A 20,779-nucleotide genomic window follows, 5' to 3' on the forward strand; every position below is an offset into this window, starting at 1 on the left:
ATTTCTATAGTAACACGTTTATGAGACAAACCATCCAAATAGTACGTACGCAAAGGAGGTTATCACACATGATTTACGGCATTGGACTAGACATCACCGAGCTTAAACGGATCGCTTCTATGGCCGGCCGCCAGAAAAGGTTTGCTGAGCGGATTTTGACGCGAAGCGAGCTTGACCAATATCATGAGCTTTCAGAGAAAAGAAAAATAGAATTTCTTGCGGGGAGGTTTGCAGCAAAAGAAGCTTTCTCGAAAGCGTTCGGCACCGGTATAGGAAAACAGCTCAGTTTTCAGGACATTGAAATTAAGAAAGACCAAAATGGCAAGCCCTATATCATTTGCGCGAAGCTGAGCCAGGCCGCCGTTCACGTATCAATCACTCATACAAAGGAATACGCGGCCGCACAGGTTGTGATTGAAAGGTTGTCAAGCTAGTCTGCATATTAGCGAAACCCCACTCATATATTTGATAATGCATTAAGGGAGACAAGTTGTTTGAGGCTTTTATGGTACGCATCCGTTCTGCCTAACGTGTACCGAGCGTACCGTTAAAGTCAAACAAGCGATTTCTTCCTTTTACATCAATTGAGAAAAAGGGGTTGAAAAAGGTGAGAAAAAGCTTTGTTTTGCTTTTAACGGGACTGCTTGCTGTCCTTATTCTTTCTGCCTGCGGGGAAAAAACGCAGCAAGATATTGTGACCGGGTTAGATGAAAAGGCGAAAGAATACACCTCGTACAAAGCAAAAGCGAAAATGACCATCGAGACAGGGAGTGAGCCTCAAGTATACAATGTGGAAATCTGGCACAAAAAGCCATCTCTGTACAGGGTTTATCTAGAAAATCCGAAAAAGGACCAAAACCAAGTTATTTTACGAAATGAAAACGGAGTATTTGTTCTCACGCCGTCTTTAAATAAGAGCTTCAGATTTCAAAGCGACTGGCCGAACAACAGCAGCCAGGTCTATCTGTTTGAATCGCTCGTAAAGGATGTTCAAAACGATTCAGATGCAGTCTTCACTGCGAAAGAAAAGAAATACGTATTTGAAACAAAAACGAACTATCAGCATAACAAAATGCTCCCAACGCAAGAAATCACGTTTAACAAAAAAGATATGAGCCCGTCATCTGTTAAAGTCATGGATACTGACCGAAAAGTGATGGTGAAAGTAGAATTCAGCAGCTTCGAATTTAATAAACAATTCGACAAAGAATCATTTGACGAAAAGAAAAATATGACCCTTTCTCAAATGGATGTTGCCACAAGCGCGAAGCCATCCGATACATTCGCGGTCAAAACGCCGCTTGAACTGCCGCTTGGCGTAAAGCTGCTTGAAGAAAAAGATATTTCAACTGAAGACGGGAAGCGGATCATCATGACCTACGGAGGAGAAAAATCATTTACCTTAATTCAAGAAAAAGCCCAGATTGCCAAGGCTTCCTCCTCAGTTACGCTGAACGGCGAACCGGTAAATCTCGGCTACACCATCGGCGCCTTGTCGGATGCCTCATTATCATGGACATATGACGGCGTAGATTACCTTCTCTCATCAAAAGATCTTTCTAAAGAGGAAATGGTGACAGTCGCGAAAAGCATGCAGGGACAATCATCTAAATAATTGCCAAAGGCCAAACATAATTTGGCCTTTTTTTCGTCAGGCATCGTTTCCCTTTGGACTATAATTTTAGTATGATATGTAAATGATATTGAATAAAAGCTAGGAAGTGTCATTATGAGCACAAAACCTTTTTACAGAGATACGTGGGCGGAAATCGACTTGTCCGCGATAAAGGAAAATGTCAGCAATATGAAAGAACACATCGGCGAACATGTCCATCTGATGGCAGTTGTAAAAGCGAACGCCTACGGACATGGTGATGCAGAAGTAGCAAAGGCTGCTCTTGACGCAGGTGCTTCATGCTTGGCCGTGGCCATTCTGGATGAAGCGATCTCACTGCGCGAGAAGGGCCTGAAGGCGCCTATATTGGTGCTTGGCGCGGTTCCCCCGGAGTATGTGGCAATCGCGGCGGAATATGACGTGACATTAACAGGTTATTCTGTTGAATGGCTTCAGGAAGCAGCCCGCCACTTGAAAAAAGGTTCCCTTCATTTTCATTTGAAGGTCGATACGGGGATGAACAGGCTTGGTGTAAAAACGGAAGAAGAAGTTCATCACGTGATGGCGATTCTTGACCGCAACCCCCGTTTCAAATGCAGAGGGGTATTTACGCATTTTGCGACAGCGGATGAAAAAGAAAGAGACTATTTCTTCATGCAGTTTGAGCGCTTTAAAGAACTGATTGCTCCGCTGCCGCTAAAAAAAATGATGGTGCACTGCGCCAACAGTGCCGCCGGCCTCCGGCTGAAAAAAGGCTTTTTCAACGCGGTCAGATTCGGCATCGGCATGTACGGTCTCCGTCCGTCAGCCGACATTACGGACGAAATACCGTTTCAGCTGCGCCCCGCATTCACCCTGCATTCGACGCTGTCGCATGTCAAATTGATCAGAAAAGGCGAGAGCGTCAGCTACGGAGCGGAATACACAGCGGAAAAAGACACATGGATCGGGACGGTGCCTGTAGGCTATGCGGACGGCTGGCTTCGAAAATTGAAAGGAACCGAAATTCTTGTGAAGGGAAAACGGCTGAAAATCGCCGGCCGAATCTGCATGGACCAATTTATGGTAGAGCTGGATCAGGAATATCCGCCAGGCACAAAAGTCACATTAATTGGCCGGCAGGGGGATGAATATATTTCCATGGATGAGATTGCAGGCAGGCTCGAAACCATTAACTACGAGGTATCTTGTACAATAAGTTCCCGGGTTCCCCGTATGTTTTTGGAAAATGGGAGTATAATGGAAGTGAGAAATCCTTTATTGCAGGAAAATGCAAGCAAATAGCATCTCATAATGAGAATTCATAAAACAGCTTTGCTTGAAGAGTGAATAATGGTATCATTATCACTGGATGGATAAAAGAGTCGTATCCGTAAGTTTGGTGGAGGTGTATGTTTTTTGTCTGAATCCAGCGCAAGAACCGAAATGAAAATCAGCTTGCCCGAAAACCTAGTAGCTGAATTGGATGGTGTAGCGATGCGGGAGAAACGAAGCAGAAACGAACTGATATCACAAGCAGTGAGAGCGTATGTCAGCGAACGAACAACTCGTCACAACCGTGATTTGATGAGACGCGGCTATATGGAAATGGCGAAAATCAACCTGAATATTTCTTCTGAGGCTCACTTTGCGGAGTGCGAGGCTGAAACGACAGTTGAGCGCTTAGTCAGCGGAGGATAATCATTTGATTGTGAAACGCGGCGATGTTTATTTTGCTGATTTATCTCCTGTTGTTGGCTCAGAGCAAGGCGGGGTGCGCCCGGTTTTAGTGATCCAAAATGACATCGGAAATCGCTTCAGCCCAACTGCTATTGTTGCAGCCATAACAGCACAAATACAGAAAGCGAAATTACCAACCCACGTCGAAATCGATGCAAAACGCTACGGTTTTGAAAGAGATTCCGTTATTTTGCTGGAGCAAATTCGGACGATTGACAAGCAAAGGTTAACGGATAAGATTACTCATCTGGATGATGAAATGATGGATAAGGTTGATGAAGCCTTACAAATCAGTTTGGCACTCATTGATTTTTAGACATATGTGCAGGTTGCTCAAATAGAGCAACTTTTTTTGTTTTCAAAAAACATTAACGATATAATAATGTAATAACGAAAAAATATGTTGCTTTTTATCGGGAGGTAAGCGAATTTGATGTCGAATCAGACTGTATACCAGTTCATTGCCGAGAATCAAAATGAACTGCTCCAACTGTGGACTGACACACTAAAAGAATTAAGCGAGCAAGAATCATATCAGCTGACTGACCAAGTGTATGAAAATATATCTAAAGAGTATATCGACATTCTTCTTTCATCTGTTAAGGATGACAGTGCTGCTGAAAGCCAAATCAGCGAATTGGCGCTGAGAGCTGTCCAAATCGGACTTTCTTTGAAATTTCTGGCTACGGCGCTAGCTGAATTCTGGAAGCGTCTTTACACGAAAATGAATGATAAGAGATTGCCAGATCAAGAGAGTACGGAATTAATCTGGCAGATCGACCGCTTTTTCAGCCCGATTAATACAGAAATTTTTAACCAATACTCAATCTCATGGGAGAAAACAGTATCCCTGCAAAAAATCGCGCTGCAGGAGCTATCTGCGCCGCTCATCCCGGTGTTTGAAAATATCACCGTGATGCCGCTGGTCGGAACAATTGATACCGAACGCGCAAAACGAATTATGGAAAACCTGCTTAACGGCGTCGTCAAACACCGATCACAAGTCGTGTTAATTGACATTACGGGCGTTCCTGTAGTCGACACGATGGTTGCCCATCATATTATTCAGGCGTCTGAGGCGGTAAGGCTTGTCGGAGCGAAATGCCTGCTAGCCGGAATCCGTCCGGAAATTGCACAGACCATCGTCAACCTGGGGATAGATTTATCCCAAGTTATAACTAAGAATACCCTGCAAAAAGGAATTCAAACAGCATTGGAAATGACAGATCGAAAAATTGTTTCATTGGGGGAATAACATTTTGAGACATCCGAAAATCCCGATCTTGAAACTGTATAATTGCTTATTAGTGTCCATTCAATGGGAACTTGATGACCAAACCGCATTAACCTTTCAAGAAGACTTATTAAATAAAATATACGAAACAGGTGCTAACGGGGTTGTCATTGACCTGACATCTGTGGACATGATTGATTCCTTTATCGCTAAAGTGCTGGGCGACGTGATCACGATGTCTAAACTAATGGGCGCAAAAGTAGTCTTGACGGGAATTCAGCCTGCTGTGGCAGTTACGCTGATTGAACTTGGAATCGCACTTGAGGAAATCGAAACCGCGCTCGACTTAGAGCAGGGGCTTGAGACATTGAAGCGGGAATTGGGGGAATAGCGAATGAACGACCAATCCTGTGTAAAAATCATGACAGAATGGGATATTGTGGCCGCCAGACAACTGGGACGAAACGTTGCAAAAGAACTGGGTTTCGGCACTGTAGACCAAGCTAGAATTACAACGGCTATTTCAGAATTAGCCAGGAACATTTATTTATACGCCGGTAAAGGCCAGATTGGAATTGAACAGGTCGCAGACAGAGGAAAAAAGGGCCTGAAAATCATAGCGGAAGACCAAGGGCCGGGAATTCCTGATATCCGCAAAGTCATGGAAGACGGATTTTCAACGTCTGGCGGACTCGGAGCGGGACTTCCCGGCGTGAAAAGGCTGATGGATGAATTCAGTTTAAATTCCGTATCGGGGGAAGGAACAGAGATACAAGCCATTAAATGGCTTCGGTAGGAGGTAAGAACGTGGATTTTAGGGAGGTTATTGAGCAGCGGTATCATCAGCTGCTTAGTCGATATATAGCCGAATTAACAGAAACATCTTTATATCAAGCCCAAAAATTCAGCCGAAAAACAATCGAGCATCAAATTCCTCCGGAAGAAATCATCAGCATTCATCGCAAAGTGCTGAAGGAGCTGTATCCGAGTCTCCCGGAAGATGTTTTTCATTCGCTGGATTTTTTAATAGAAGTCATGATTGGATATGGAATGGCTTATCAGGAGCATCAAACCCTCAGGGGGATACAGCAGGAAATCAAATCAGAAATTGAAATTGCGGCAAATGTCCAGCAGACGCTGCTCGGAACAAAGATTCCGCAGGAAGAAGCACTGGATATCGGCGCCATCAGTGTGCCCGCTAAACAGATGAGCGGTGATTACTACCACTTTGTCAAAGACAAGGAATCGATTAATATCGCAATCGCGGACGTGATCGGAAAAGGCATTCCGGCGGCACTTTGCATGTCCATGATTAAATACGCGATGGACTCTTTGCCGGAAACGGGTATACACCCTTCTCAGGTGCTGAAAAATTTAAATCGGGTTGTTGAACAAAACGTTGACGCAAGTATGTTTATTACGATGTTTTATGCAAATTACAATATGGACAAGCATCGATTTACATACGCTTCAGCAGGACATGAACCGGGATTCTATTATTCTCAGAAAGACAACACGTTTTACGATTTAGAGGCCAAAGGGCTCGTTCTTGGTATCTCGCAGGATTATGACTACAAACAATTTGATCAGCATCTGGAAAAGGGAGATATGATTGTTCTCTTTTCTGACGGCGTCACAGAATGCAGGACGGAAAACGGCTTCTTGGAGCGTCATGATATACAGAAGCTCATTGAGGAACATATGTGTGGCTCTGCGCAGGAAATGGTCAAAAACATTTACGACAGCCTCCTCAAATTGCAGGATTTTCAACTTCACGATGATTTTACGTTAATTGTTTTAAGAAGAAAGGTTTAGCGTTTGCGAGCCGAGGGTATACAACAATTAAAGATTTGAAGGATAATTTGAGGTGATACGAATGAATATAAATGTTGATGTGAAACAGAATGTGGATGATATACAAGTAAACATTGCAGGAGAAATCGATGTGTATTCAGCTCCGGTGCTCAGAGAGAAGCTTGTTCCTCTAGCAGAACAAGGCGCTGACTTAAGGATTTGCCTGAAGGATGTCAGCTACATGGACAGTACCGGACTTGGCGTCTTTGTAGGGGTTTTTAAAACAGTGAAAAAACAAGGCGGTTCCCTCAAGCTTGAAAATCTGTCTGACCGGCTGATCCGTCTATTCGAAATTACTGGTCTTAAGGACATCATTGATATTTCTGCAAAGTCAGAAGGTGGAGTGCAATGAAGAATAACGCAGATTACATCGAAATGAAAGTGCCGGCCCAACCTGAATATGTAGGGATTATTAGGCTGACACTGTCAGGCGTCGCGAGCAGAATGGGCTATACGTACGATGAAATTGAAGATCTGAAAATCGCAGTCAGTGAAGCGTGTACAAATGCGGTTCAGCACGCTTACAAAGAAGATAAAAATGGGGAAGTGTCAATACGATTCGGTGTGTTCGAGGATCGTTTAGAGGTCATTGTGGCGGATGAAGGCGACAGCTTTGATTTTGATGAAAAGCAGCAGGATCTTGGGCCGTACACACCTTCACACACAGTCGATCAATTATCAGAAGGAGGGCTCGGTCTATATTTAATGGAAACGCTCATGGATGAAGTCAGAGTGCAAAACAACTCCGGCGTCACCGTAGCGATGACAAAGTATTTAAATGGGGAGCGAGTTGATCATGACACAACCATCAAAAACTACGAAACTAACTAAGGATGAAGTCGATCGGCTCATAAGCGATTACCAAACAAATCAAGATGAACAGGCGCAAGAAACGCTTGTGCAGGTGTATACAAATCTGGTTGATATGCTTGCGAAAAAATATTCAAAAGGCAAAAGCTTTCACGAGGATCTCCGCCAGGTCGGCATGATTGGGCTGCTCGGCGCGATTAAGCGATATGATCCCGTCGTCGGCAAATCGTTTGAAGCTTTTGCCATCCCGACAATTATCGGTGAAATTAAACGTTTCCTCAGAGATAAAACGTGGAGCGTTCACGTGCCGAGACGGATTAAAGAACTGGGACCAAGAATCAAAATGGCGGTTGATCAGCTGACGACTGAAACACAAAGGTCGCCGAAAGTAGAAGAGATTGCCGAATTCCTTGATGTTTCAGAAGAAGAGGTTCTTGAAACGATGGAAATGGGCAAAAGCTATCAAGCCTTATCCGTTGACCACAGCATTGAAGCGGATGCGGACGGAAGCACCGTCACGATTCTTGATATCGTCGGATCACAGGAGGACGGATATGAGCGGGTCAACCAGCAAATGATGCTGCAAAGCGTGCTTCATGTCCTTTCAGACCGTGAAAAACAAATCATAGACCTTACGTATATCCAAAACAAAAGCCAAAAAGAAACTGGGGACATTCTCGGTATATCTCAAATGCACGTCTCGCGTCTGCAGCGCAAAGCTGTGAAGAAGCTCAGAGAGGCCTTGATTGAAGATCCCTCCATGGAGTTAATGTAATGATCCAGGTTGAAGAAAACGAGCATATTCAAACTCTTGTATACCAACTGAATAAAGAAGGAAAATCGATTTGCGGCGACAGCTTTTTTATGAAGGCTGATGATCAAGAATTAATTTGTGCGGTAGCTGACGGACTTGGAAGCGGATCGCTTGCCAACGAATCTTCTTCAGCAATCAAAGACTTAGTGGAAAACTATGCGAACGAAGACGTACAAAGCATTATCGAACGCTGTAATCAGGCGATGAAAAACAAAAGAGGCGCAACAGCATCTATCCTGAAAATCAATTTTGAACAAAGGCAGTTTACGTACTGCTCTGTCGGAAACGTACGTTTTATTCTGCATTCCCCGTCTGGTGAAAGCTTTTATCCTCTGCCGATTTCAGGCTATTTATCAGGCAAGCCGCAAAAATACAAAACGCACACCGCCACTTATGAAAAGGGTTCAAAGTTCATTATACATACAGATGGACTCAACGTGCCCGACATCCGCTCCCATTTGAAAAAAGGCCAATCGGTAGAAGAAATATCGAATTCGCTGAAAATGTATACGACATCGAGAAAAGATGATCTGACCTATATTCTTGGACAGCTGTCCTAATAAATCAGAAAAAGAAGCTGGACATCCGGCTTCTTTTTTTGCGGTGAGGATTAGAATTACGATGTGTGTTTGAAAACATTCTAAGCGACCTGCAGGAATCATAAAAAATGAGTAAACACGGGCAGCGCCAGCTGTCTTTTTTTATGTGTTTTTTTCGGTTTTTGATACACTAGAGAAAGAACGACAAAATTGGAGGCTTTGGTTACATGGAAACGTCAGCCCTTTTAAAACAGCAAATTGCGAAAGAAATAGGTTTATCACAAAAACACGTTGAAAGTGTCATCCGCCTGCTAGAGGACGGTAACACAGTCCCGTTTATCGCCCGGTACCGAAAAGAGCAGACGGGTTCAATGGATGAGGTTCAGATTCAGACGATTTCTGAACGCTGGCAATACATACAAAACCTGAATCAGCGAAAAGAAGAAGTCATCAGGCTCATTGCAGAGCAGGATAAACTGACAGATGACTTAAAACGAAAAATTGAGCAATCGGTGAAGCTTCAAGAAGTGGAAGACCTTTACCGCCCGTATAAACAAAAACGCAAAACAAAGGCGACAGTCGCGAAAAGCAAAGGCCTCGAGCCGCTTGCTGACTATATCTTGACACTTCCGCAGGATGATCGCCTGGCAGCAACTGCAGACCAATACATCAGTGAAGAAAAAGAAGTGTTCACAAGGGAAGAAGCGATTGAAGGCGCCAAGCACATTATTGCGGAACAAATCTCAGACGAGCCGAATTTCAGAAAGTGGATTCGCCAGGAAACTTTTAAAAAAGGAACCATTAAGTCTGCATCCGGTAAGTCGGCAGACACCGACGAGAAAAATGTTTATGAAATGTATTACGAGTATGAAGAGCCAATCGCAAAAGTCGTTCCGCACAGGGTGCTGGCGATGAACCGCGGCGAAAAAGAAGACATTTTAAAGGTATCTATCGAACCGCCTGCGGATCACATCAAGGCGTATTTAGAAAAACAGATCATCAAGAACCGCTCAACATCCGTAAAAGAGATTTTGCAGGAGACGATTGAAGACAGCTATAAAAGGCTGATCCAGCCGGCAATAGAGCGTGAAATCAGAAAAGAGCTGTCAGAAAAAGCGGATGAACAGGCGATTCATATTTTCTCTGAAAACTTGAGAAAGCTTCTGCTTCAGCCGCCGATGAAAGGCAAAACCGTTCTCGGTGTTGACCCGGCCTTCCGAACTGGCTGTAAGCTCGCTGTGTCAGATGAGACCGGAAAAGTCTTGAAAATTGATGTCATCTACCCGCATGCGCCAGTCAAAAAAACGAAGGAAGCCCATGAAAAAGTCAAAGCGATTCTTGAGCAGTATCAAGTCGAGATGGTGGCGATCGGAAACGGCACGGCGTCCAGAGAAACGGAGCAATTCATCGTCAATGTACTGAAGGACATGTCGCGTGAAATTTATTATGTGATCGTCAATGAAGCGGGAGCAAGTGTATATTCGGCTTCTGAGCTTGCCAGAGAAGAATTCCCTGAACTTCAGGTTGAAGAGCGCAGCGCCGTATCTATTGCGCGAAGACTTCAAGACCCGCTCGCGGAACTCGTCAAAATCGATCCAAAGTCTGTGGGTGTCGGGCAGTATCAGCATGACGTCAGCCAAAAACGCTTAAATGAATCTCTGCGTTTCGTCGTCGAAACGGTCGTTAACCAGGTTGGAGTAAACGTCAACACAGCATCCGCCGCGCTGCTTCAATATGTAGCGGGATTATCAAAGTCTGTCGCAGGCAACATTGTCAAAAAACGTGAGGAAATCGGGAAGTTTTCGAATCGAAAGGAATTGAAGGACATCCCGAGACTCGGTGCGAAAACCTATGAGCAGTGTATCGGTTTCTTAAGAGTGCAGGAAGGGACAGAGCCTTTGGACAGAACAGGCATCCACCCGGAAAGCTACAAAGAAACAAAAGCGCTATTGAAAAAGCTCGGCCTTACAACAGAACAAATCGGCACGGCGGAATTGAAGGACAAAATCAATCAGCTGGCGCTTTCTGAAACGGCAAAAGAGCTGGGAATCGGAGAAATCACCCTGAAAGATATTTGTGAACAGCTGACAAGGCCGGAACGTGATCCTCGCGATGAGGTGCCTAAGCCTTTGCTGAAAACAGACGTCCTTCAGCTGGAAGATTTGAAAGAGGGAATGGAGCTGCAGGGCACCGTGCGCAATGTAGTGGACTTCGGAGCGTTTGTTGATATCGGAGTCAAACAAGACGGGCTTGTGCATATCTCAAAACTCAGCAATCAATTCGTCAAGCATCCTCTTGATGTCGTATCTGTCGGCGATATCGTGACAGTTTGGGTTGACGGCGTAGATGTACAAAAAGGCAGAGTATCGCTGTCTATGGTAAAATAAAAGCACTGCTTACGAGCAGTGTTTTTTCCTATAGAAATACCAGCATTGATTCAGCAGTTTAATTTGGTAATTATCTTTTTCAAGGAACGCTTTTTGCATCTGCTTTTTAAGCCAATTTGGCATAGGCTCATTCCTCCTCAGCTTTTATCATAAGAGGGACGGTGATTACCATATTGTATGCGAACGGTGAATTGTCCCGTTCAATGTTTTTTAAGTGAGGTGCACCATGGATAACAAAGAGCTTCAAAAGCTGACAGAGGATATTTCTGAAACGTATTTTAAAAAGCCGTTCCGCCATCAGGCGCTTTTTAATGACCGGCTCAAGACCACGGGCGGAAGGTACCTGTTAACCTCTCATAACATTGAATTGAACAGGAAATATTTGATTGAGCACGGCAGGGAGGAACTGATCGGCATCATTAAGCACGAGCTCTGCCATTATCATCTTCACCTTGAGGGAAAAGGGTACAAGCACAGAGACAGAGATTTTCGAGTGCTGCTGCAGCAGGTCAACGCGCCAAGGTTCTGTACACCCCTTAAGAAAAAAACAGAAAGCAAAAAAACTTATATGTATATCTGCACGGCCTGCGGCCAACAGTATATAAAGAAGCGTGCCATGAACCCTGACAGATACAGATGCGGAAAATGCCGCGGAAAAATAAAAAGAATTTTTTCGTGAAAAAGGTTGACGAATATGGCAAGCCTATGTTACATTATAAAAGTCGTCACGAGAGATAAATAAAAACATTTACCTCTTGACACTGTAAATTGAGGCTGATATAATAAGTCTTGTCTCATTATTCCACAGTAGCTCAGTGGTAGAGCTATCGGCTGTTAACCGATCGGTCGCAGGTTCGAATCCTGCCTGTGGAGCCATATTGGAGAAGTACTCAAGTGGCTGAAGAGGCGCCCCTGCTAAGGGTGTAGGTCGCGTAAGCGGCGCGAGGGTTCAAATCCCTCCTTCTCCGCCATAAGAATTCGATATAAGTTCTCAACCATCGGCCCGTTGGTCAAGCGGTTAAGACACCGCCCTTTCACGGCGGTAACACGGGTTCGAATCCCGTACGGGTCATTCCATTTTCGTTGGGCTATAGCCAAGCGGTAAGGCAACGGACTTTGACTCCGTCATGCGTTGGTTCGAATCCAGCTAGCCCAGCCATTTTTATTTTTGAAATTGAATAGTAAGAGCCATTAGCTCAGTTGGTAGAGCATCTGACTTTTAATCAGAGGGTCGAAGGTTCGAGTCCTTCATGGCTCACCATTTGTCTTTTTGCGGGTGTGGCGGAATTGGCAGACGCGCTAGACTTAGGATCTAGTGTCTTACGACGTGGGGGTTCGAGTCCCTTCACCCGCACTTTATTTACAAAGTGCACGCAAATCAGTTTTACTAGGTTAAGAGCCTACTAAACCAGCACAAACAGTTTAATGATCACGCGGTCGTGGCGGAATGGCAGACGCGCTAGGTTGAGGGCCTAGTGGGTGAATAACCCGTGGAGGTTCAAGTCCTCTCGGCCGCATCCCAATAATACCAAGGGTTTAACCACCTTTGGTATTATTTTTTTGTGCGGAAAATACGGCTAGAAGTAGAGAAAGAATTGCTAAACATGGAAGAAAACCAAGATGCCCTGTTATAGTTATATTATCAGTCGCTGATTATTTTCATGAACAAGGAAATTTAATGCTCTCTAATCAGCCGGATTCTATTGGCAGCAGTCATTTTAAGTAGTGTGTTATCAATAACTTATTTGCAAAGTGATCATAATACTGAGATCAAAGTCGCTACAGTAGGGTAGGGGCATAGGTTACTAAAATAATTAGAAAAAGCTTAATCTTTTTGATTAAGCTTTTTTTAAAAGTTCTGTTAAAGTTTAATGTTAATTTATAGTCTAAGTAAAACTCTTCTCAAACTTTATTCATTTTAATAAACCATATTTATTTTTAATCACGGTTATTTAGAGCTATTGCTATAGTGTCTAGGCGAAAATACGTTTTTTAATGCACTTATTATTCCAGGCACAAGAAAGAAGACGCCAAAAAAGACAGTAAGTAAATTTAATTGTGGTGTTTCATAAAAAGTAAACCATTCTATAAAAATTGATGATTCCGTAATTCTCCCAAATAGTGTTCCATCAATCTCTTTATAATTAGGTAACCATCCTGTTGTTTCAAATGTAATAAAAATTATCTGTGACAATAAAAATACACCAATTTGAGAAACCCAATATTTTTTCAAAGATGAAACACTTTTTTGCTTTTCAGCCAACTAAAATCCCTCCCTGCATTAGATTCCATTTTATATTGATATACGGAAAATTAAAGTTCAAAATTTAACATCTTTTTCTATTGTTTATTTTGTTATTGAACTCAACTGCATGTTTAGTTCAATTAAACTGCCCGTTAGTTGAATAAGAAATAATGTTTATATCGTAAATCTAGATATCCTTAGTATATCATACGTTTCCATATTTTGTATTAATTTTCTTTTATCAAGTTATTTATAGTAACAGTATTCCTTTGATGTTGAATGGATTCTAACACTTGAAACCAAGCTAGATAATTGTTCAGATATTGAAGGAAGTTGACGCGGAGAGATACCTGTATACACTGCAAGAATGGGAGCAATATCAAAGAGATTTAGAATTGTTTTATTACGACAGGGCAATGAGTGACATATCACTTGATGAAATGTAGAGTTCCGTTGGTCTCTCATAGGTGCCCAATTTGTGCCCGGAATTCATAAAAAATGATGAAAATAGGTGTAAATAAAATAAACAGATGCTTTGATTAAAAGCCTTTGTAACCCATGATACGTTTTCACTATGTTGAGGGACTCGATTTAATGAAGGTACAAAACCATATTGGTATCTTTTAATTTTTGCCTTATCGTTATTCGTCTCGTTGTTTATCAAGACCTAAATTGTAAAAAGTCATATAAAATAAGGAGTGAAACATGTTATACATGAATAATATGTTTCACTCCTTATACTTTTTGTTCAACAATCGCATCGGTTTCTAAAAGAAAGATATACCATTCTTATGTCACAAACGGAGCAGGTTAGCTGAAGAAGAGCAATCAATGTAGAAACGTTGACAACTAAAACACAACCATGATATATTTAGCCCGCTAAATATTTTTTGGCTAGAGGAGGTTTATCTTTGAAGATTAGTGTGGACTGTGATATTCGTATGTCCTTGGATAAAGTTTCTTCCCAAATGCGTCGGAATTATAGTGAGAGCCTTAGAGAACTCAATCTTTATGTCGGCCAAGATAATTTACTCTCGCGTTTGTGGTTAGGTGATGGAATAACACAAATGCAGCTATGTGAACATTTAAAATGCGAACCGCCTACGGTAACAAATATGGTTAAATCGCTAGAGCAGAATGGTTTCATATACCGTAAACGTGATGAAGAAGATGCAAGGGTTATGCGAATTTATCTAACGGACAAAGGCAAAGAATTAGAAGAACCCGTTAGAATTAAATGGAATGAACACCAAGAAAAATTACTACAGTCAATTTCAGCGGAAGAACGCTTAATATTAAGGGATTTAATAAAGCGTATGGAGAAAAACTTATCTTAAGTTTTCTCTCAAATGTATATTTAGTACCCTAAATAAATATTTAGTAACCTGGAAGATACTCTGCCCAAAATATTGTACTAATAAGTAAGCCAAACTGAAAATTATTTAGTAAACTAAGTATTTCTTTAAACCAACTGAAGGTTGAAAATAATCTAAGCAGGAGGATTCAATAATGAATAATAGAATATGCAAAATATTAAATATAGAAAAGCCGATTATACAGGGCCCGATGTCTTGGGTTACTAATGCCGAATTTGTTGCGGCGGTAAGCAATGCTGGTGGATTAGGATTTCTAGGTCCAAATGCCGGTCAGGTTGATATAACTCGTTCACCCGAAATAAGTGCGGAAAGAATGAGAACTGAAATACAAAAAACAAAATCATTAACTAATAAACCATTTGGAGTACCTGTAATCGTAAATCGTGATTTAGCTTACACATGGCCAATTTTAGAAACAGTTATTGACGAGAAAGTTCCTGTTGTTATTGTGAACGATATACTGGATGAAAGAATCTTTAAACCATTAAAAGAAAACGATATTAAAATTGTTTATAGACCACTTACTCCTACTATTGAAAATGCAAAAGCTGCAGAAGAATTTGGAATAGATGTTTATGTAGCGACTGGATTTGATGAAGGTGGTACGGTTCCAGAACGAGTTATTGGAACATTTTCGATTGTTCCAATGATTGTAGATGCTATAAATACCCCTGTAATGGCAGCTGGTGGTATTGGAGATGTTAGAGGAGTGCGTGCCGCATTTGCTTTAGGCGCTGAAGGTGTGTTTGCTGGTAGTGTCTTTATTCCAACAAAAGAAAATCCAGCAGCAGAAAACGTGAAACAAATGATTGTAGATGCTACAGCAGAAGATTTACTAATGTTCCGTACTTTACCAGCATACTATCGTTCTTTACCTACTAAATTTGCGAATGAACTAGTAGAAATGGATAAACAAGGTGTTAGTCGTGAAGAAATAGCAAAAATGATGCGTGGATCAATTGGAATGCGTATCGGCATGCTAGAAGGCAATACAGATGAGGGCTATATTTCTGTGGGTACTGGAATTACGCCAATTAAAGAAATCAGAACTGTAAAAGAAGTGGTTGATACTTTAATGCAAGACTTTAATTAAAATATTAGGGTCTTCGGAATATTTAATGGAATTCCCTTTTCAATAGTTAAAAACATTTACTTATAACTCGGACTATTTGGCGGTATGTTAGTTCAAACACTAGTTAAATTAAATTCGATATTCGAATGCATCACGTGCAAAATAAATTTCACCCTAAACTAAGAAATAGTTTAATGGAAACAGAGTCTCTGAAGTGAAGTAATTTTAATTAATATTTATTGTAGGAGAGATTCGTATGGAAACAAAGATTAATATTGTAGCCCTATCAGGAAGTAGCCGGAAAAAATCATCAACTCAAAAAGCACTTAATAGCCTAAAAAAATTCATGCCCAACGGTGTTGAATATGAAATATACAATGGTATTGAAAAACTTCCGCATTTTAATCGTGATTTAGATAGTGATAAACCACCAGTAGAGGTGCAAGTATATAGAGAATCGCTTTCAAGAGCCGATGGAGTCATTATCTGTACACCCGAATATATAAAGGGTGTACCTGGTGTCTTGAAAAATGCTTTAGAATGGTTGGTGTCGTCTGCAGAGCTTTATTCGAAACCAGTAGCGGTTATTACAGCTTCATGTGATGGGAAAAATGCGCATCAAGCATTACAACTCAATCTAAGTGTGTTAAATGCGAATGTATTCGATGGTGGAGCGTTATTAATTTCAGGAGCAAACAATAAATTGAACGAAGACGGGGAATTTATAGAAAATGAGGTTAATTCCTCACTAGAGTTATTAATATCTAAATTGCTTGAAGAAGTCAATAAGAAAGGTTCTTTTTAGAACAGGTGTTTAGATAAATAAAAAGGACAACGGGTAATTGCCGACAGATTAGTTAGTATGCTTAGTTTTTTGTTTTCTTCGATCTGTTTGGTTTTCAGCTTCAGATAACAAAGACTTTACTTCAAATACCTTCATTGTCCAATCCTTTCAGTGATTTTATATCTAAATATTACCATGGAATAGATGTGAAAGTTTCAAAAATTGTTGTTTAAGAAGAAGTAACGAATGTTAAAACATTTGATCCTAGTGAGATTTGGAGAAGTGGGGGAGTATAGGGTGATTTTTGCTCACCAAATATTAACCATAATTCATACAAACCTATAGAAATGATGTAAAGTGAAGTTAGAAAGTGTAATGAAAATAAGCTTTCATAACCAGTGATACTGATTTACAATGTTGAGGGACTCGATTTAGATGAAGATACCAAATCATATTGGTATCTTTTTTGCTTTAGATTTATTAAATCTCCTTTAGGAGTTCATGACTTGCCACCAAATACAAGTTGTGTTCCTGAGGTTAATCAACTTTATTATTTTTGCATTCTTTCGTTTTAAGTCTTGAATAACACCTTATATGTTTACAAACCATTTTTCTTTGTCGTCGCCCAATATAATGAGCTTCACTTTAAAATTTGCACAAAAACCTTAATTAAATACTTTTCATAGCCTTTAACTGATAGCTCATCTAACATAACTTCCTCATAGAAAAAGCCTTGCAATTGTAGGCCTTTGTCATAAGAAAACTTTAATAATCTGTTATAAGTTTCTTTAATACGTGAATACCCGTCTGAGTGATACGCAGTTAAATATGTGCCTTTGCTTCGGACATAATTATAATGATTCAGTGTTTTGTCAACCCTAGTATAAAGATGATCATAACTAAAAGGTTTACCACTTACTATTTTCTTAATATCCATCATCCAACCTGGTGAGTGATGAGTATCTATATTGTAAGTGTTTAAGTACTTATTATGATTTATCATGGAATCATAAATGCTTTTATCTCCTGTAAAAGGTTCTGCTTCAGTTAATACTAATGCTTCTTCTTTCCTTTCTTCAAATATAATAGCTGAACGATCTATTTTGGCTGCTTTCTTCGTAATACTTGATTTCTCCGAGATGATTTTTTTCATTTTTTGAAGCTGTTTAATTTTAGCGTCAAGAACTGCTTCTTTACTTTCAAGAAGATAAATAAGTTCATCGGGAGATCTTTTATTAAGATATTCCTTTATCTCCTTTAACGGCATTTCTAATTCTTTTAGGGTTGATATTACTTGAAAAACATCGATTTGATTTATTGAATAATATCTATACCCGTTATCAGCTTTCAATTCCGGAGAAAAAATCCCAATTCGATCATAGTAAAATAGTGTGTCTTTGCTTACTCCCATTAACTTGGAAAATTGCCCAGTCGTTAAATGAGTTTGTAAATGTAAGTCCATTAAAACATCTCCTTGACTATGGTGTTACACCACCCTTTATTATAACCAAGAAGGGCAGAGATGAGTAGATATGGAGTTCATTTTATATATTCATTTCATTGATTATTTCGATAATTTTCTGAGTCCTTCAAATTTAAAATGTGATTTTGGGAGGAAATAAACATGACAATCTTAGTTACAGGAGCTACGGGAACAGTAGGCTGCTGCATTGTGGGGCTTTTACATGAAAAAGGAGTTAAGGTAAGAGCGTTAACAAGAGCTATAAACAAAACAAATCTGCCTGCTGAAGTTCAAATTGTCTCTGGAGATCTTGATAAACCTGAATCTTTACAGCCTCATCTTTATAAAGTCGATAGTTTATTTTTTATCACGCAAAGTGATCAATCAGACACTAAATTCATGACAAATAAAAAAATTGTTCAAATGGCTGAAGAAGCTGGCGTTAAAAGAATAGTTGCAATAATGGATTTTGAAGGGAACCCTATTGAAGAAGTAATTAAGAATAGCGGAATGGAGTGGACGATATTAAGGCCTGTAGAATTTATGAAAAACGTCCTTTATGATTGGGCAGAATCTATCCAAAAAGAAGGAATAATTCGAACTGCATTCCCTGATAGTCTAAGCGCTAGAATCCATGAAGCTGATATTGCGGCTGTTGCAGTAAAAGCTCTCACGGAGGAAGGACATCATAGACAAACATACGATTTGACTGGACCAGAAGCATTAACTCCTAGAATTATGGTTAAACAAATTTCTGAAGTTATTCAAAAACCTATTGAGTTGATTGAAATGACAGAAGATGAAATGAAAAAAGAATGGAAGAGCAAAGGATATGAAGAGGAGTTTATTAATTATTTCATCATAGAAATGGGAAAAAACCCGCCAAAACAAGTTTATACAGTTTTACCAACAATAGAACTGGTCACAGGAGAACCAGCAAGAACATTTGCACAATGGGTTAAGGAAAATAAGCATCACTTTGAGTGAAGTTTAGAAATAATTCTCTTAAATTAACAGGATATTTGTCAATTGCTAAAGCCGAATTTTTTTATAATATGAAAAAATCTGCAAAAGAACAAAACCAGTGGGAAATGAATGCCGCCCACTGGTTTGTGTGTTACTTAGTTGATAATTTCTTTAATTGTTTTGGAAATTTGATTGATTTATTCTCACTAACAAATGTTGAGCCTAAAAGGAGTGCGCCACCTAGCATTTGAACAATGGTCATTTGTTCTTGTAGGATCATTGCAGAAATTAATATAGCTACAAATGGATCGACATAGCTTAGCATAGCAATACTCTGCCCTTTTAATTTTTGCATACCCGAGAAAAATAACCAAAATCCTATACCGGTGTTTACAATTCCTAAAATGATGATAAAAGGGACGGATGATCTAGATACTCCAAAGATACCGAATCCTTCTGTGAAAAACACATATGGCAAGAGCAGTAATGCTGTTATTCCAAGTTGGATGATTGTAATTTCTAACCTGCCCATGTGGTGAATAAATTTATTGATTAACATCAATGCAGCGTAAAATGCAGCTGCAACTAACCCGAAAAAGATCCCAAGTAGATCCTCTGTTCCAGATGCACTTATGCCGTTTCCAACAACTAATAACATTCCTATTATCGCTATACCAATACAAACAATTTTTTTGACAGGTAGTTGTTCCTTAAGGATAAATGGTGAGAGAATCATGACAAACACCGGTGCAAAGTAATACCCTAATGTTGCATTAGTAAGTGTTGTATGATCGTACGATTGATAAAGAAATATCCAATTTCCGCCTAATGCAATACCAGATAGAAATAAGATATAAGCATTAGCTTTTACTAATTTCCACGGAATGGTTTTCTTCATTATAAAAAACACGATTATTAAAAATAAACATCCAATTGAACTACTTAGTAAAGCTGTTTCACTCGAAGATAAATCAATGTATCTTACAACTAAACCCATTGTACCGAAAATAATCATTGATAATATAAACTGTATCTTAGATTTCATTGTCTACTCCTTCGAATCTGCGAAACAGCTTATATTTCGCAGATTCTTAATCTGTTTTAAATATAAGCTTATTCACTGCTGATTCAACAGCTGGAGTAAACGGCGGTGGCGGTGATGTTGAAAATGGCTTCCAGACGTAAAGATTTATATCTGAGAGTAGCATGTTAATCCCCCTATTTATACTGTATTTTCAAAAAGTTAGATATTACGAAAAGATGGTTCTAAATAGATTATACATGAAACATTTTCTTGAAGGATACGAATGTTTCATATTTAATTATAAATACTTGGAAGACCGACTGGGGTTGTCGAAGAAACACCAGACTTAAGGGAAAAGAGACAGAAGTATGAAGAGTAGACACAATGTGTTTGCTCCTCTTTTTTTCTGTCTTGAAAGGGATCATCGTGATGGTTGGCGTCAAGTCGCCAAAGTATTGCTATAACCGCAAAAAAAACCGCAAAGGAGTAGATAAAATGTACCTTTTTGTAATTCGTATTTGTAAAATAAAGGATGTTCTGACATAATACAATTAATGTAAATGTTCTCACAATTTATGTAAGGATGGGGCAATTTTCTTGCGGGGTGTTTTCTTAGATAAAGATAAAATTCCGTACGACTTAGTCACAAAAAAATTAAATGAATGGTATACATCAATAAAAAATGATCAAGTTGAACAAGCAGAGATTATAAAAACAGAAGTAGAGAAAGAGTTGCTAAACATGGAAGAAAACCAAGATGCCCTGTTATATTATCAGCTATTAGAATTTAGACACGAGATAATGCTGAGTTATATGAAATCTAAGGAAATAGAAGATCTCCATGTAAAAGGATACGAACAAAAACCGATGTCCCGCAC

The 20,779-nt window shown here is 40.0% G+C and carries 23 protein-coding genes, 7 tRNA genes and 3 pseudogenes; 28 read left to right on the forward strand and 5 right to left on the reverse strand.

The genetic code is table 11. The annotated features are described in order from the left end of the window. Nucleotides 1-68: 68 nt before the first annotated feature. The 14 genes from acpS (at nucleotide 69) to M1M80_RS02670 (ending at nucleotide 10,972) form a co-directional block, all read left to right on the forward strand. Entirely contained in the window at nucleotides 69-434 is a 366-nt protein-coding gene (gene acpS, locus M1M80_RS02605) for a holo-ACP synthase (protein ID WP_003240339.1), read from the forward strand. 164 nt (nucleotides 435-598) lie between these two features. After that, entirely contained in the window at nucleotides 599-1,615 is a 1,017-nt protein-coding gene (locus M1M80_RS02610; RefSeq protein WP_080010740.1) for a LolA family protein, read from the forward strand. A gap of 114 nt (nucleotides 1,616-1,729) precedes the next feature. Further along, entirely contained in the window at nucleotides 1,730-2,899 is a 1,170-nt protein-coding gene (alr, locus tag M1M80_RS02615) for an alanine racemase (protein WP_060397966.1), read from the forward strand. 114 nt (nucleotides 2,900-3,013) lie between these two features. Continuing rightward, nucleotides 3,014-3,295 (forward strand): type II toxin-antitoxin system antitoxin EndoAI, encoded by a 282-nt coding sequence (gene endB, locus M1M80_RS02620; protein WP_003225183.1) that lies wholly within the window; start codon nucleotides 3,014-3,016, stop codon nucleotides 3,293-3,295. 4 nt (nucleotides 3,296-3,299) lie between these two features. Next, a complete protein-coding gene (ndoA, locus tag M1M80_RS02625; RefSeq protein ID WP_003156187.1) occupies nucleotides 3,300-3,650 on the forward strand; it encodes a type II toxin-antitoxin system endoribonuclease NdoA in 351 nt (116 codons plus the stop codon). A 114-nt stretch (nucleotides 3,651-3,764) separates the two neighbouring features. Next, nucleotides 3,765-4,589, forward strand: coding sequence for an RsbT co-antagonist protein RsbRA (rsbRA, locus tag M1M80_RS02630; RefSeq protein ID WP_003240350.1), 825 nt, complete (start codon nucleotides 3,765-3,767; stop codon nucleotides 4,587-4,589). A 4-nt stretch (nucleotides 4,590-4,593) separates the two neighbouring features. Beyond that, on the forward strand, nucleotides 4,594-4,959 hold the full coding sequence (gene rsbS / locus M1M80_RS02635) for an RsbT antagonist protein RsbS (RefSeq protein ID WP_003225190.1): 366 nt from the start codon (nucleotides 4,594-4,596) through the stop codon (nucleotides 4,957-4,959). A 3-nt stretch (nucleotides 4,960-4,962) separates the two neighbouring features. Then, nucleotides 4,963-5,364 carry a serine/threonine-protein kinase RsbT gene (gene rsbT / locus M1M80_RS02640; RefSeq protein WP_003240352.1) on the forward strand — a complete coding sequence of 134 codons (402 nt, stop codon included), beginning with the start codon at nucleotides 4,963-4,965 and terminating at the stop codon, nucleotides 5,362-5,364. An 11-nt stretch (nucleotides 5,365-5,375) separates the two neighbouring features. Then, on the forward strand, nucleotides 5,376-6,383 hold the full coding sequence (rsbU, locus tag M1M80_RS02645) for a phosphoserine phosphatase RsbU (protein ID WP_003240354.1): 1,008 nt from the start codon (nucleotides 5,376-5,378) through the stop codon (nucleotides 6,381-6,383). 61 nt (nucleotides 6,384-6,444) lie between these two features. Continuing rightward, complete coding sequence (rsbV, locus tag M1M80_RS02650; RefSeq protein WP_003240357.1) at nucleotides 6,445-6,774, forward strand: anti-sigma factor antagonist RsbV; 330 nt, start codon at nucleotides 6,445-6,447, stop codon at nucleotides 6,772-6,774. Beyond that, nucleotides 6,771-7,253, forward strand: coding sequence for an anti-sigma B factor RsbW (rsbW, locus tag M1M80_RS02655; protein WP_003240359.1), 483 nt, complete (start codon nucleotides 6,771-6,773; stop codon nucleotides 7,251-7,253). Before rsbV ends, rsbW begins: the two co-directional genes overlap by 4 nt. After that, the gene (sigB, locus tag M1M80_RS02660; protein ID WP_003240361.1) at nucleotides 7,219-8,007 is read left to right on the forward strand and encodes an RNA polymerase sigma factor SigB; all 789 of its coding nucleotides are present in this window, start codon (nucleotides 7,219-7,221) and stop codon (nucleotides 8,005-8,007) included. The genes rsbW and sigB overlap by 35 nt, the downstream gene beginning before the upstream one ends. Beyond that, complete coding sequence (gene rsbX, locus M1M80_RS02665; protein WP_060397967.1) at nucleotides 8,007-8,606, forward strand: phosphoserine phosphatase RsbX; 600 nt, start codon at nucleotides 8,007-8,009, stop codon at nucleotides 8,604-8,606. Before sigB ends, rsbX begins: the two co-directional genes overlap by 1 nt. A 206-nt stretch (nucleotides 8,607-8,812) precedes the next feature. Beyond that, a complete protein-coding gene (locus M1M80_RS02670; protein WP_060397968.1) occupies nucleotides 8,813-10,972 on the forward strand; it encodes a Tex family protein in 2,160 nt (719 codons plus the stop codon). 9 nt (nucleotides 10,973-10,981) lie between these two features. Here M1M80_RS02670 and cmpA read toward each other — a convergent pair whose 3' ends face one another. Continuing rightward, nucleotides 10,982-11,095, reverse strand: a complete 114-nt coding sequence (gene cmpA / locus M1M80_RS02675) for a cortex morphogenetic protein CmpA (protein ID WP_003225207.1) — start codon at nucleotides 11,093-11,095, stop codon at nucleotides 10,982-10,984. 103 nt (nucleotides 11,096-11,198) lie between these two features. On the opposite strand from cmpA, the gene M1M80_RS02680 reads away from it, so the two are divergent. The 9 genes and pseudogenes from M1M80_RS02680 to M1M80_RS02720 all read left to right on the forward strand — a co-directional run bounded on the left by M1M80_RS02680 (nucleotide 11,199) and on the right by M1M80_RS02720 (nucleotide 12,773). Continuing rightward, entirely contained in the window at nucleotides 11,199-11,651 is a 453-nt protein-coding gene (locus M1M80_RS02680; protein WP_019257543.1) for a SprT family protein, read from the forward strand. Between the two features lie 122 nt (nucleotides 11,652-11,773). Then, nucleotides 11,774-11,848, forward strand: a tRNA-Asn gene (locus M1M80_RS02685). A gap of 4 nt (nucleotides 11,849-11,852) precedes the next feature. After that, nucleotides 11,853-11,943, forward strand: a tRNA-Ser gene (locus M1M80_RS02690). Between the two features lie 29 nt (nucleotides 11,944-11,972). After that, nucleotides 11,973-12,044: transfer RNA gene (locus M1M80_RS02695), tRNA-Glu, on the forward strand. 12 nt (nucleotides 12,045-12,056) lie between these two features. Then, a tRNA-Gln gene (locus M1M80_RS02700) sits at nucleotides 12,057-12,131 on the forward strand. A gap of 26 nt (nucleotides 12,132-12,157) precedes the next feature. Then, a tRNA-Lys gene (locus tag M1M80_RS02705) sits at nucleotides 12,158-12,233 on the forward strand. Nucleotides 12,234-12,244: 11 nt separating this feature from the next. After that, nucleotides 12,245-12,326 (forward strand) — tRNA-Leu (locus M1M80_RS02710). Between the two features lie 79 nt (nucleotides 12,327-12,405). Then, nucleotides 12,406-12,489 (forward strand) — tRNA-Leu (locus M1M80_RS02715). 171 nt (nucleotides 12,490-12,660) lie between these two features. Continuing rightward, a pseudogene (locus M1M80_RS02720) lies at nucleotides 12,661-12,773 on the forward strand (phosphatase RapI inhibitor PhrI). A 147-nt stretch (nucleotides 12,774-12,920) separates the two neighbouring features. Here M1M80_RS02720 and M1M80_RS02725 read toward each other — a convergent pair. Together M1M80_RS02725 and M1M80_RS02730 are read right to left on the reverse strand one after the other, a co-directional pair. Next, nucleotides 12,921-13,235, reverse strand: coding sequence for a YfzA family protein (locus tag M1M80_RS02725; RefSeq protein WP_003240437.1), 315 nt, complete (start codon nucleotides 13,233-13,235; stop codon nucleotides 12,921-12,923). A gap of 156 nt (nucleotides 13,236-13,391) precedes the next feature. Further along, a pseudogene (locus M1M80_RS02730) lies at nucleotides 13,392-13,543 on the reverse strand (IS1595 family transposase); the annotation flags it as partial. A gap of 585 nt (nucleotides 13,544-14,128) precedes the next feature. Between M1M80_RS02730 and M1M80_RS02735 the strand changes: the two are divergent. The 3 genes from M1M80_RS02735 (at nucleotide 14,129) to M1M80_RS02745 (ending at nucleotide 16,470) form a co-directional block, all read left to right on the forward strand. Continuing rightward, nucleotides 14,129-14,554: a MarR family winged helix-turn-helix transcriptional regulator gene (locus M1M80_RS02735; protein ID WP_032732229.1), complete on the forward strand. Its 426-nt coding sequence runs from the start codon at nucleotides 14,129-14,131 to the stop codon at nucleotides 14,552-14,554. A gap of 172 nt (nucleotides 14,555-14,726) precedes the next feature. Then, nucleotides 14,727-15,686 carry an NAD(P)H-dependent flavin oxidoreductase gene (locus tag M1M80_RS02740; protein ID WP_060397969.1) on the forward strand — a complete coding sequence of 320 codons (960 nt, stop codon included), beginning with the start codon at nucleotides 14,727-14,729 and terminating at the stop codon, nucleotides 15,684-15,686. A gap of 235 nt (nucleotides 15,687-15,921) precedes the next feature. Next, on the forward strand, nucleotides 15,922-16,470 hold the full coding sequence (locus M1M80_RS02745; protein WP_060397970.1) for an NADPH-dependent FMN reductase: 549 nt from the start codon (nucleotides 15,922-15,924) through the stop codon (nucleotides 16,468-16,470). 619 nt (nucleotides 16,471-17,089) lie between these two features. On the opposite strand, the gene M1M80_RS02750 is transcribed toward M1M80_RS02745, so the two are convergent. Then, nucleotides 17,090-17,911 (reverse strand): MerR family transcriptional regulator, encoded by an 822-nt coding sequence (locus M1M80_RS02750; RefSeq protein ID WP_060397971.1) that lies wholly within the window; start codon nucleotides 17,909-17,911, stop codon nucleotides 17,090-17,092. A gap of 162 nt (nucleotides 17,912-18,073) precedes the next feature. Here M1M80_RS02750 and M1M80_RS02755 point away from each other — a divergent pair, with 162 nt between their 5' ends. Next, nucleotides 18,074-18,898 carry an SDR family oxidoreductase gene (locus M1M80_RS02755; protein ID WP_003240449.1) on the forward strand — a complete coding sequence of 275 codons (825 nt, stop codon included), beginning with the start codon at nucleotides 18,074-18,076 and terminating at the stop codon, nucleotides 18,896-18,898. Between the two features lie 130 nt (nucleotides 18,899-19,028). Here the strand turns inward: M1M80_RS02755 and M1M80_RS02760 are convergent, their stop codons facing one another. Continuing rightward, nucleotides 19,029-19,922 carry a DMT family transporter gene (locus M1M80_RS02760; protein WP_060397972.1) on the reverse strand — a complete coding sequence of 298 codons (894 nt, stop codon included), beginning with the start codon at nucleotides 19,920-19,922 and terminating at the stop codon, nucleotides 19,029-19,031. Between the two features lie 576 nt (nucleotides 19,923-20,498). Between M1M80_RS02760 and M1M80_RS02765 the strand changes: the two are divergent. Further along, nucleotides 20,499-20,744: pseudogene (locus M1M80_RS02765) on the forward strand (response regulator aspartate phosphatase); the annotation flags it as partial. Nucleotides 20,745-20,779 lie beyond the last annotated feature (35 nt).

The organism is Bacillus inaquosorum, assembly GCF_023238325.1.
In the GTDB taxonomy this organism is placed as follows: domain Bacteria; phylum Bacillota; class Bacilli; order Bacillales; family Bacillaceae; genus Bacillus; species Bacillus inaquosorum.

Excerpts from the sequence above, each read along its gene's own strand:
- sigB (WP_003240361.1), top strand. The coding sequence starts at position 7,219 with ATGACACAACCATCAAAAACTACGAAACTAACTAAGGATGAAGTCGAT.
- rsbW (WP_003240359.1), top strand. The coding sequence starts at position 6,771 with ATGAAGAATAACGCAGATTACATCGAAATGAAAGTGCCGGCCCAACCT.
- M1M80_RS02745 (WP_060397970.1), top strand. The coding sequence starts at position 15,922 with ATGGAAACAAAGATTAATATTGTAGCCCTATCAGGAAGTAGCCGGAAA.
- alr (WP_060397966.1), top strand. The coding sequence starts at position 1,730 with ATGAGCACAAAACCTTTTTACAGAGATACGTGGGCGGAAATCGACTTG.
- M1M80_RS02740 (WP_060397969.1), top strand. The coding sequence starts at position 14,727 with ATGAATAATAGAATATGCAAAATATTAAATATAGAAAAGCCGATTATA.
- acpS (WP_003240339.1), top strand. The coding sequence starts at position 69 with ATGATTTACGGCATTGGACTAGACATCACCGAGCTTAAACGGATCGCT.
- M1M80_RS02760 (WP_060397972.1), bottom strand. The coding sequence starts at position 19,922 with ATGAAATCTAAGATACAGTTTATATTATCAATGATTATTTTCGGTACA.
- M1M80_RS02670 (WP_060397968.1), top strand. The coding sequence starts at position 8,813 with ATGGAAACGTCAGCCCTTTTAAAACAGCAAATTGCGAAAGAAATAGGT.
- M1M80_RS02755 (WP_003240449.1), top strand. The coding sequence starts at position 18,074 with ATGACAATCTTAGTTACAGGAGCTACGGGAACAGTAGGCTGCTGCATT.
- rsbV (WP_003240357.1), top strand. The coding sequence starts at position 6,445 with ATGAATATAAATGTTGATGTGAAACAGAATGTGGATGATATACAAGTA.
- M1M80_RS02680 (WP_019257543.1), top strand. The coding sequence starts at position 11,199 with ATGGATAACAAAGAGCTTCAAAAGCTGACAGAGGATATTTCTGAAACG.
- rsbX (WP_060397967.1), top strand. The coding sequence starts at position 8,007 with ATGATCCAGGTTGAAGAAAACGAGCATATTCAAACTCTTGTATACCAA.
- rsbT (WP_003240352.1), top strand. The coding sequence starts at position 4,963 with ATGAACGACCAATCCTGTGTAAAAATCATGACAGAATGGGATATTGTG.
- M1M80_RS02750 (WP_060397971.1), bottom strand. The coding sequence starts at position 17,911 with ATGGACTTACATTTACAAACTCATTTAACGACTGGGCAATTTTCCAAG.
- cmpA (WP_003225207.1), bottom strand. The coding sequence starts at position 11,095 with ATGCCAAATTGGCTTAAAAAGCAGATGCAAAAAGCGTTCCTTGAAAAA.